This is a genomic window from Arthrobacter sp. JCM 19049, from assembly GCF_001310435.1.
The window spans coordinates 1-9898 of the sequence record NZ_BAXF01000057.1 but is presented as its reverse complement, the minus strand read 5'-3'; the positions used below and the strand labels follow the sequence as shown (position 1 = coordinate 9898).

The 9898-nt window shown below is 64.6% G+C and carries 9 protein-coding genes and 7 pseudogenes; 14 read left to right on the top strand and 2 right to left on the bottom strand.

Annotated elements, in window-relative coordinates:
- Positions 1 to 426: pseudogene (locus JCM19049_RS04800) on the bottom strand (nicotinate phosphoribosyltransferase); the annotation flags it as partial.
- 439 nt (positions 427 to 865) lie between these two features.
- On the opposite strand from JCM19049_RS04800, the gene JCM19049_RS04795 reads away from it, so the two are divergent.
- From JCM19049_RS04795 to rdgB, 11 genes and pseudogenes are all read left to right on the top strand, one after another.
- A complete protein-coding gene (locus tag JCM19049_RS04795) occupies positions 866 to 1453 on the top strand; it encodes a GAF domain-containing protein (RefSeq protein ID WP_279402481.1) in 588 nt (195 codons plus the stop codon).
- Positions 1454 to 1458: 5 nt separating this feature from the next.
- Positions 1459 to 1883, top strand: a pseudogene (locus JCM19049_RS04790) (GGDEF domain-containing protein).
- Between the two features lie 101 nt (positions 1884 to 1984).
- Positions 1985 to 2269 (top strand): ATP-dependent Clp protease adapter ClpS, encoded by a 285-nt coding sequence (gene clpS / locus JCM19049_RS04785; RefSeq protein WP_054820974.1) that lies wholly within the window; start codon positions 1985 to 1987, stop codon positions 2267 to 2269.
- Between the two features lie 4 nt (positions 2270 to 2273).
- Positions 2274 to 2441, top strand: coding sequence for a hypothetical protein (locus tag JCM19049_RS18670; protein WP_279402479.1), 168 nt, complete (start codon positions 2274 to 2276; stop codon positions 2439 to 2441).
- A 5-nt stretch (positions 2442 to 2446) separates the two neighbouring features.
- A pseudogene (locus JCM19049_RS04780) lies at positions 2447 to 2856 on the top strand (DUF2017 family protein).
- Positions 2857 to 2861: 5 nt separating this feature from the next.
- A pseudogene (gene murI / locus JCM19049_RS04775) lies at positions 2862 to 3778 on the top strand (glutamate racemase).
- Between the two features lie 3 nt (positions 3779 to 3781).
- A pseudogene (locus JCM19049_RS04770) lies at positions 3782 to 4686 on the top strand (MBL fold metallo-hydrolase).
- Between the two features lie 46 nt (positions 4687 to 4732).
- The gene (locus JCM19049_RS04765) at positions 4733 to 5170 is read left to right on the top strand and encodes a carboxymuconolactone decarboxylase family protein (RefSeq protein WP_054820972.1); all 438 of its coding nucleotides are present in this window, start codon (positions 4733 to 4735) and stop codon (positions 5168 to 5170) included.
- Between the two features lie 25 nt (positions 5171 to 5195).
- On the top strand, positions 5196 to 5471 hold the full coding sequence (locus tag JCM19049_RS04760; protein WP_054820971.1) for an MGMT family protein: 276 nt from the start codon (positions 5196 to 5198) through the stop codon (positions 5469 to 5471).
- 212 nt (positions 5472 to 5683) lie between these two features.
- Positions 5684 to 6416 (top strand): annotated as a pseudogene (gene rph, locus JCM19049_RS04755) (ribonuclease PH).
- A pseudogene (gene rdgB / locus JCM19049_RS04750) lies at positions 6413 to 7047 on the top strand (RdgB/HAM1 family non-canonical purine NTP pyrophosphatase). The pseudogenes rph and rdgB overlap by 4 nt, the downstream one beginning before the upstream one ends.
- Before the next feature lie 193 nt (positions 7048 to 7240).
- Here the strand turns inward: rdgB and JCM19049_RS04745 are convergent.
- A complete protein-coding gene (locus JCM19049_RS04745) occupies positions 7241 to 7519 on the bottom strand; it encodes a hypothetical protein (protein WP_138925981.1) in 279 nt (92 codons plus the stop codon).
- A gap of 430 nt (positions 7520 to 7949) precedes the next feature.
- On the opposite strand from JCM19049_RS04745, the gene JCM19049_RS04740 reads away from it, so the two are divergent.
- The 3 genes from JCM19049_RS04740 to JCM19049_RS04730 all read left to right on the top strand — a co-directional run.
- A complete protein-coding gene (locus JCM19049_RS04740; RefSeq protein ID WP_138178203.1) occupies positions 7950 to 8327 on the top strand; it encodes a GntR family transcriptional regulator in 378 nt (125 codons plus the stop codon).
- A gap of 3 nt (positions 8328 to 8330) precedes the next feature.
- Complete coding sequence (locus JCM19049_RS04735; protein WP_054820969.1) at positions 8331 to 9248, top strand: ABC transporter ATP-binding protein; 918 nt, start codon at positions 8331 to 8333, stop codon at positions 9246 to 9248.
- 23 nt (positions 9249 to 9271) lie between these two features.
- The coding region (locus JCM19049_RS04730; RefSeq protein ID WP_279402477.1) for a hypothetical protein at positions 9272 to 9898 on the top strand (627 nt) is incomplete at its 3' end.

Sequence of the window (9898 nt, the reverse complement as noted above, 5' to 3'; positions counted from 1 at the left end):
CGATCATGCGAGAGGCGGCGGAGGCGATGGCCGAATCGTGGTTCAGCGTGGAGAGCACGAAGGTCTCGATGACGCAGCCTCGGCGAACGTGGACTCCACGGTCAGCAGCGGCGAGTTGGGGAAGTAGAGCTCACCTTCGGCGTAGCCGGTGATGTTGCCGGTGAACTTGAAGTTCTCCAGGTAGTCCAGGGTCTCCTTGTTCACGACCTTGTTGTCGGAAAGGAACTTCAGCTGTTCGTCCTCGAAGCGGAAGTTCGCCAGCCCCTCCAGCAGCCGGCCGGTGCCGGCGACCACTCCGTAGCGACGTCCATCCGGCAGGCGGCGGGCGAAGGCCTCGAACACGCTGGGACGGTGTGCGGCCCCGGACGCCAGTGAGGCCTGCAGCATGGTCAGCTCATAGTGGTCGGTAAAGAGGCTGGTGAGCATGCGGTGCTCCTGTGTAGTCGGGGACAAACCAAGACTTACTGTATCCCGCTTCAAACCGTGGTGAGACATCATGCCGCAGCCTGGTGCGGGCGAGTCCCGGATGCGCCGGCGCATTGCCCTGCACTGGATCCGCCTGCGTCGGTTCCGTTGCCGGGTTCCAGCACGAGAGGCACGGAAATGGGAGTCGAGTGGGCCAGCACCAGCGCCTATGGGGCTGGGGCCGGCCCGGGGACGGCGGAGCGTAGAGCCTGCTGTTCGGGCTTGAAGTCGCCATGTCGCGCTGGTATTTTCAGCAAAAAGCGGGGTTCGGATGATGCGGACCGGTGAAGCGGCCGGGAGCTGTACGCGGTGCGCGTCTGCGGCGCGGGCACCAACCGTGCGGATCCGGCGTCTCAGGGGCACCCCTGAGGCGATCGACAACGAGAAACGAGTGGCAAGCGTGTACGAATCTGGCACCGGTGAAGGCTCCCTGTCACAGGACGCACTCCTTGGAAATGCGAAGGGAGCACCGCGGCTGGCCACGGAGCGCAGGGAGGTCAACGGTGCCCACAGTTTCTCCCAGGCCGCGCAGCGCGTGGTGGACTACCTGAACCACCACACCCCTTTAACTGATTGGTCGGTCTCGCGGATCACCGACGGGTACCAGGTGCACCTGCACGTTCACCATGATCACCTGATCAACGTGGGGGACCGGATGGACTGGGGCGAAACCTTTTGTCGGCGCATGGCGGCGGGCGCCGCGCACGTGGTCCCCGACGCCAAGACCCACCCGCAGTATGCGGATTTGCAGGTTGCCCGCAAGATCGGGGCGTATGCCGGCTATACGATCGGTGATGACAATGGACAGCCCTTCGGCGTGCTGTGCGGGGTGCGCAGCCAACCGCTGGAGGCTGACGAGTCCGTGGACGAGGAACTGCTCAAGGTCTTCAGTGACCTGCTTTCCTCCCAGCTGGAACTCTCCCGCGGCTTTGACCGGGACCGGCGGCCCTGGAAATCGCGAAGGCACAGGCGCACCGCGATGCCCTGACCGACTTGCTGAACCGTCGCGGCTGGGACGCGATTCTTGCCGACGCCCAGGCACGGGTCAACGCCTTTGGGGATCTGGTCGCCGTGGCCGTGCTCGACATTGACGGATTGAAGGCCCTGAACGATTCGCAGGGTCACACGGCGGGGATCAGTTGATCCAACGCGCGGCCCGGGCCCTGCGGGACGCCTCCTCGCGCTCCCACCGGATTGCGCGCTACGGGGGAGATGAGTTCGTCATCCTGGCCAACGGGATCCCTTCCGCGCGGCTGGAGCAGCATTTCGCCGTGTTCCGCCAGGCTTTGGAAACGGCGGGGGTTGCCGCGTCGCTTGGCTACGCCGCCTCGGTGCCCGGGGACTCCTCGGTGCAACAGGCATTCATGGAAGCCGACCGGCAAATGTACCTGGACAAGCAGCGCCGCCGGGCCCGATAACCCACGCACCCATCCCGCCGATGCGTTCGCACCAGCGCACTGGATCAATGTTGTTATCACCGCGAGCCCGGGAAGCGCGATAAGGGCGTAAAATGGTGGGCATGACCGTCATGCCCGATATCTTCGAAGAGATTAGTGAGCAGGTTCTCCACGATAAGAAGTGGCGCCTGATCGTGTGGAACGATCCGGTGAACCTGATGAGCTATGTCAGCTATGTCTTCCGCAGCCATTTTGGCTTTACCGCAGAGAAGGCCGAGAAGCTGATGATGCAGGTGCACCACGATGGCTTTTCGGTGATCCTGAACGGGTCGCGCGAGAAGATCGAGGGGCACGTGCAGGCGATGCACGGATATGGCCTGAACGCCACCATGTCCCAGGAGGCCTAACTTCGTGGCCAAGGCCTTCAAGCGCACCGCCCGCGGCATTGCCGGTGCCCTGCACGAACCGGAACGCAAGCTGCTGCGCGAACTGTTCGACGACGTGATCTCCCTGCTGGAGGAACGCGACGAGATCCACCAGGTCGACCCGAGCGAGAACTGGATCCGCTTTACGCGCTGACCGGGATGAGCCCGGACCGCGGACCGCTGCCCGAACCCTCCGACCCGGCCGTGGCCCGTCTGCTGCCGGTGGCCAGCGATGACCCGAGGTGGCCAACGACTTCCGCCGCTTTGGCGAACACGACCTGATCCTGTCCAAGATCGGGCGGCTGCGCGAGGCGAAGTTCCTGATGGAAAACACCCGGATCGTGCTCGATGACGCCGCCGCCTCCCGCTTCGCCCAGGCCCTGAACGATGTACGCCTGGTGCTCTCCGAACGACTGGGGATCCGCGATGAAGAGGACTCGGCGCGGATCGCGCGGATCGATGATGCGCGCAAGGTCAAGAACCCGGACGACTACATGGCGCTGATGTACAACCTGATTTCCTGGATCCAGGACACGGTGATGCGCGCGCTGCTGGATGCGGAGTACTAACTTTCATGCCCTCCTTCTTCACCACCGGCCCGCAGAGCTCCCCGGATGCCAACACCCCAATCGGGATCTTCGACTCCGGGGTGGGCGGGCTGACCGTGGCCCGCGCGGTGATTGACCAGTTGCCCGGTGAATCCCTGATCTATGTGGGGGACACCAAGAATTCCCCGTACGGTCCGCTGCCCATCGCCCAGGTGCGCGCCAACGCGCTGGGCGTCATGGACGAATTGGTTGAGTCCGGCGTGAAGCTGCTGGTGATCGCCTGCAACTCGGCCTCCTCCGCGGTGCTGCGCGACGCCCGCGAACGCTACACCGCCCAGTACGGCATCCCGGTGGTGGAGGTCATCCAGCCGGCGGTGCGCCGCGCCGTGGCCGCCACCAAGAACGGAAGATCGGGCTGATCGGCACCCAGGCGACCGTTGGTTCACGGGCCTACGAGGACGCGTTCGCCGCCGCCCCGAACCTGGAGATCACCTCCGTGGCCTGCCCGCGGTTCGTGGAGTTCGTGGAATCCGGCATCACCGCCGGGCCCGAGCTGCTGGAAATCGCCGAACAGTACCTGGCCCCGCTGCAGGCCGCCGGGGTGGACACCCTGATCCTGGGATGCACCCACTACCCGCTGCTGACCGGCGTGATCTCCTATGTCATGGGTGATTCGGTCTCCCTGGTCTCCAGTGCGGAGGAAACCGCGAAGGACACCTTCCGGGCACTGACCAGCCACGGACTGCTGCGCAACGACGCTGATCAAGCGCGTCACGAATTCCTTGCCACCGGCAACGCTGATAGTTTTGGTGTACTGGCGCGACGTTTCCTGGGTCCGGAAGTGCTCACGGTACGTCATGTCGAAAACGTAGCAGCCCACTATCCGACCGGTTCGATTGCCCGCATTACCCCGCAGATGATCGCAGCGTCGAAAAGCGAGTGAGACATGAAGCTGACCATCATCGGGTGCACCGGCTCCTTTCCCGGTCCCGGATCTCCGGCCTCCTGTTACCTGGTCACCGCCTTTGACGGCACCCGGGACTGGAAGATCCTGCTCGATCTTGGGTCCGGCGCCTGGGGGTGCTGCAGCGCTACACCGACATCAAGGACATTGACGGGATCGCGATCTCGCACCTGCACCCGGACCACTGCATGGACCTGTGCGGACTGCATGTGGCCATCCGCTGGGATCCCAATGGCTGGAACCGCGAGAAGATGCTGGTCTGGGGACCGGAAGCCACCGCGGCGCGGATCGAAACCGCCTACGGGCTGCCCGAGGGCGACACCATGCACCAGGACTATGACTTCAACATCTGGCAGGAACTGCAGCCGGTGAACATCGGTCCGTTCACCATCACCCCCTACCCGGTGCGCCACCCGATCGAGGAAGCTACGCGCTGCGCGTGGAGGCGCACGAGCGGGCCCGGACGGGAGATCCTGACCAGCGTGCTGACCTACTCGGGGGACAGCGACACCTGCGACGGGCTGGTTGAGGCCGCCCGCGGGGCGGACATGTTCCTGTGCGAGGCCGCCTTCGAGGAGGGCCGGGATGACGCGATCGACGGGGTGCACCTGACCGGCAAGCGGGCCGGGCAGATGGCCACCGACGCCGCGGTCGAGCGGCTGCTGCTGACCCACATCCCGGTGTGGACCTCCATCAACAAAGTCGTGGACGAAGCGAAGGAAACCTACAGCGGCGGGATTGCCGTGGCCGTCTCCGGGGTGACCTACGGGGTCTACTCCGGCAGCCAGCTGGGCACCCCGAAGTCGTTGCCCACCGCACCGGTTTCCATCATCCGCCCATCCAAGGTGCGCGCCTGGAAGGGGACGCGGGCCATCCGCAAAAAATAGCGGCCCCGGCGGTGAACCGGGACCTTGAAGGGAAGGGACGAGCCTCATGAGCACCGTCAATCTCGGAAAACAACACCCGGACCTGTACAAGAGCATGCTTGCGTTCAGCCAGCAGGCCGACGCCGCGGTCGCCGCCAGTGGTCTGGATCCCAAACTGGGGGAACTGGTCAAAATCCGGGTCTCACAGATCAACGGCTGCGCCTTCTGCCTGCGCATGCACACCCGTGATGCCATCAAGCTGGGGGAGAGCAGCGACCGGCTGGCCGTGGTGGCCGCCTGGTGGGAATCCCAGTACTTCAGCGACATTGAATCCGCCGCCCTGGCCCTGGCTGAGGAAGTGACCGAACTGCCGGTGCCGGCCCGTGGCAGCTGGGACACGGGAGTGCTCAGCGAGGAGCAGGTCTCGGCAATCAGCTGGCTGGCCGTGGTGATGAACGGCTGGAACCGCATCGCCATCCGCAGCCACTACCCGGTCGCGCGCTAGTAGCGCACGTAGGCAGGAACCCAGCATGAATGATGCGGAAGAACGCGTACGCGAAATCGCCAACCAGGTCCCTGCCGGGGAAGTCATCAGCTATGGACAGATCGGCAGGATCGCCGGGCTGAACCCGCGGATGGTGGGCCGGATCGTTGCGAGGATCTCCGAGTCCATTCCATGGTGGCGGGTGGTGCGTGCAGACGGCACCCCGCCCGCCTGCCACGGCGGCACCGCGGGGGCATTGCTGGAACAGGAGCATATTCTTCAGGAACGGGAAGATCGACTGGTCGCGGATGGAGAGACGTAAAACCGGTAGACCGGAAGCGACCCTGCCACCGGGCAACAAGGATGCAGCGCAGTAGGCTTCGCTTCACGGGGTCGGCTGCATGGTCCCCGGGGTCGTGTTGCCCGGATGACGGGCTGCCCCGGCAATCCGTCATACCCGTGCCACTTGGGTGTTTCGCGCCCGCCCACAGCGTTCTGTCAGTGGGCGGGGTGTGGTTTCGTTAGGATGGAACCATGACTTTACGTGCTGACGGCCGCAGTGCCGCGCAACTTCGAGACATCACCATCACCCGCGGCTGGTCCGCACAGGCCGAAGGCTCTGCGCTGATCGAGTTCGGCGAAACCCGTGTTCTGTGCACCGCCTCCTTCACCGAAGGGGTGCCGCGCTGGCTCAAGGGCCAGGGCACCGGCTGGGTGACCGCCGAATACGCGATGCTGCCTCGAGCCACCAATACCCGTAACTCCCGTGAATCGGTCCGGGGCAAGCTTTCGGGCCGCACCCATGAAATCTCCCGCCTGATCGGCCGCTCCCTGCGTGCCATCATCGACACCAGCGCCCTGGGCGAAAACACCATCGTGCTGGACTGCGACGTGCTGCAGGCCGACGGCGGCACCCGCACCGCCGCCATCACCGGCGCTACGTCGCCCTGGCCGAGGCCATCGAATGGGCCCGGCGTGAAGGCATCATCGCCAAGAACACCAAGGTGCTCACCGACTCGGTCGCCGCGATCTCCGTGGGCATCATCGACGGCACCCCGATGCTGGACCTGCCGTACGAGGAAGACGTGCGCGCCGAAACCGACATGAACGTCGTGGTCACCGGTTCCGGCGACTTCGTCGAGGTGCAGGCACCGCCGAAGGCGTGCCGTTCAAGCGCGCCGAACTGGACGCCCTGCTGGACCTGGCGCTGATCGGCACCACCGAGCTGGCCCAGATCCAGGCCGACACCCTGAAGGTGAACGCGTGAGCGCCCCGGTGCTGGTGCTGGCCAGCTCCAACCAGGGCAAGCTGCGCGAACTGCGGGAGCTGCTGCGTGGCAAGATCGAGGGCCTGGATGTGGATACCCAGGTCATTGACGCCGCGACCGCCGGTGCCGGCGACGTGGTCGAGGATGCGGTGACCTTCCAGGGCAACGCCCTGAAGAAGGCCCGCGAGATCGCCGCGGCCACCGGGCTGGTGGCGCTGGCCGATGACTCGGGCATCTCCGTGGACGTGCTGGGCGGGGCGCCGGGATCTTCTCGGCCCGCTGGTCCGGACGCCACGGCGACGACGAGGCGAACATCGACCTGCTGCTGGCCCAGCTGGGCGACATTGCCGATGAGCACCGTTCGGCAGCGTTCGTCTGCGCCGCCGCCGTAGCCACCCCGGACGGCACCGCGCACGTGGAGCTGGGAACCATGCCGGGCAAGCTGCGCACCGAACGCAGCGGAAGCAACGGCTTTGGCTACGACCCGATCTTCGAGCCCTCCGGCTCGGGTCGCTCACTGGCGGAGTTCTCCGCGGAGGAGAAGAACGCGGTCTCGCACCGCGCCAAGGCGTTCGAGGCCCTGCTGCCGCAGGTCATCGAGAAGGTCAACGAGGTACTGTCCCAGCGCTGACGCCCCACGGCGCGGTCGCTGCTGACCCTAAGCCCGGTGCCAGCCGGGGAACACGAATCGTTGTTCCCCTGGCGGTGCCGGGCTTTTTCCTGCCTGGAATCGGTCACACAGAGGAGAGGAAAAGGTCGGGGTCACCAGCACGTGCTGGTGACCCCGACCTTTACGATTTCTTTGCTCTAACTCCGATCGGCGGCTAGGCCGAGGCGTTGTCCTCGTCCTCCGATTCATCCTGGCTGCGGGTCAGCTGCTTGGGGGTGGTGTGGCCAAGGACCTGGCCGCTGGCCGGGGTCTGGGCGGCGCTTTGCACCGTGCCTTGCGCGTTGGGCGCCACCGCGCCGGCGGAATTCACTGCGCTCAGGCTCAAGCCCAGGGTCAGCATGGATACCGAGGCAAGCATGGTGGTGAAGCGGCTGCGGTTATTGGCCCGCTGTTGGGCTTCGGAGGGGCCATCGAAATTCGGGGAGTACATCACTGTCGGAAGGTTCCTGATTCTGTCGTCGGGGATCCGTTTGGACCCGGTCGGCATGGTTCAACACGCGTTGCTCAGGGCCGGCGTGATGCGCAAGCAGGCGAAGGTAGTGCCTTGGTCATCAGTGTCCTCCTCATCTGTGGTGGATTGATTCCATCCTTTCTGTTCAAACTTTGTGTTAGCTGAGTTACTGACCTGGAACAGCTGAAATCCCACCGAAATCCGCGTCTTTACAGGTCAGCACGTTCACGAACCGCGAACAGTTAAGAAACCTTAACTTTGGATCCCTGCTGCACCGACGCGGGATCAACTTTTCCGACTGCAGGGTCTTGTCGGATCTCGAGGCTGGTTATATGGTTAGTTACATGAGTAATGAACCGAGTAGCAGGACGAGGGGAACCGCTGTTGTTCGGACACATAGAGGAGGCGTTCAGTGATCGACGACTCGAAGCCGATCTTCCTGCAGATAGCCGAGCTGATCGAAAATGACATCGTCTCCGGGGTGCTGGCCGAGGAGGCCCAGGTGCCCTCCACCAACGAATTCGCCGCGTTCTACCGGATCAACCCGGCCACCGCGGCCAAGGGCGTCAACCGGCTCGTGGAAAACGGGCTGCTGTACAAGAAACGGGGAATCGGCATGTTTGTTGCCCACGGAGCCCGCGACCGGCTGATCGAAGCCCGGCGCCAGCACTTCAGCAAACAATACATCCAACCCCTGGCCGCCGAAGCCCAGAAGCTGGGCATCGGCACCCAGGAACTGATCGACATGATCCAGGCCGCCCACGGCCAACTATCGGGCAAGGAAGTGTAAGCCATGACCAACGCACCGGCGATCCAAGCCACCCACCTGACCAAGAAGTTCAAGGACGTGCGGGCCCTGGATGATGTGAGCCTCTCGCTGGAGGCGGGACGGATCTACGGCCTGCTCGGCCGCAACGGGGCCGGCAAGACGACACTGATGTCCATCCTCACCGGCCAGGGCTTTGCCACCGAAGGCTCGGCGAAGATCTTCGGGCATGACCCGTTCGAGCACGATCCGACGCTGGCCCGCACGTGCTTCATCCGGGAATCACAGAAGTACCCGGATGACTTCAAGCCCTGGCAGGCCTTCAAGGCCGCGTCCCTGTTCTACGAAAACTGGGACGAGGACCTGGCCCAGGATCTGGTCGCGGCGTTCAAGCTGCCGCTCAAGCGCCGCATCAAGAAGCTCTCGCGCGGACAGCTCTCCGCGGTGGGCGTGATCATCGGCCTGGCCTCCCGGGCGGAGATCACCTTCTTCGACGAACCCTACCTGGGTCTGGATGCGGTGGCCCGGCAGATCTTCTACGACCGGCTGGTCGAGGACTTCGCTGAGTTCCCGCGCACCATCGTGCTCTCCAGCCATCTGATCGATGAGGTCGCGAACCTGCTGGAGCACGTGGTGGTCATCGACGGCGGAAAGATCATCGTCGATGAGGAGGCCGACGCGCTGCGCGGGGCGGCGGTGACCGTGACCGGCAACGCCGAGGCGGTCACCCAATTCATCGGCCGTTACCCGGTGATCCACCGGGACGCGCTGGGGTCCCTGGCCAGCATCAGCATCCGGGCAACACTCTCCGAGGCCGAACGCCAGCAGGCCAGGCAGCTGGGACTGGAGCTGACCCCGGTCTCCCTGCAGCAGCTGGTGGTCCGCAGCGCCATGGGCGCCATGGGCGAGGGTACGAGCAAGCAGAATGTTGAGGCAATGAAATGAACCGGATCATCCAAGTTGCACGCATGCAGCTGATCAACAAGTGGACGTTTATCGGCATCCCGCTGCTGATTTTGGGCGCATCGTTCATGTTCACCATGGCGATCTTCTGGCTGGTGCGCCAGGCCGGCGGGCAGAGCGAAGTGACCTACAGTGGTGGCGCCCAGGCCCCGATGTGGTACTTCCTGGCCCTGGGCATCCAGTCCCTGACGATGACCTTCCCGTTCTCCCAGGCCATGAGCGTCTCGCGGCGCAGCTTCTACCTGGGCACCCTGGCCCTGTTCGGGCTGTGCGCGCTGGTGCTCTCCAGCTTCTACTACCTGATGGGCCTGGTGGAGCAGGCCACGAACGGGTGGTGGCTGAACGGGCGGTTCTTCGCCCTGGAATGGGTGGCGGAGAACAACTGGTTCATCCAGATCATGTTCTACTTCGCGCTGATGGTGCTGTTGTTCATGATCGGCTTCTGGGTATCCACCATCTACCTGCGCTGGCGCACCACGGGGCTGCTGGTGTTCTTCATCGGCCTGGGCGTGCTGGTGCTGGGCACGGTGTTCTACATGACGCTGGGCGAGCGGTGGGGCCAGTTCTGGAGCTGGGCCGTCACCTGGACCGCCGGGGGAGTGGTGCTTGGCGCCGGCGCGGTCGCCGTGCTG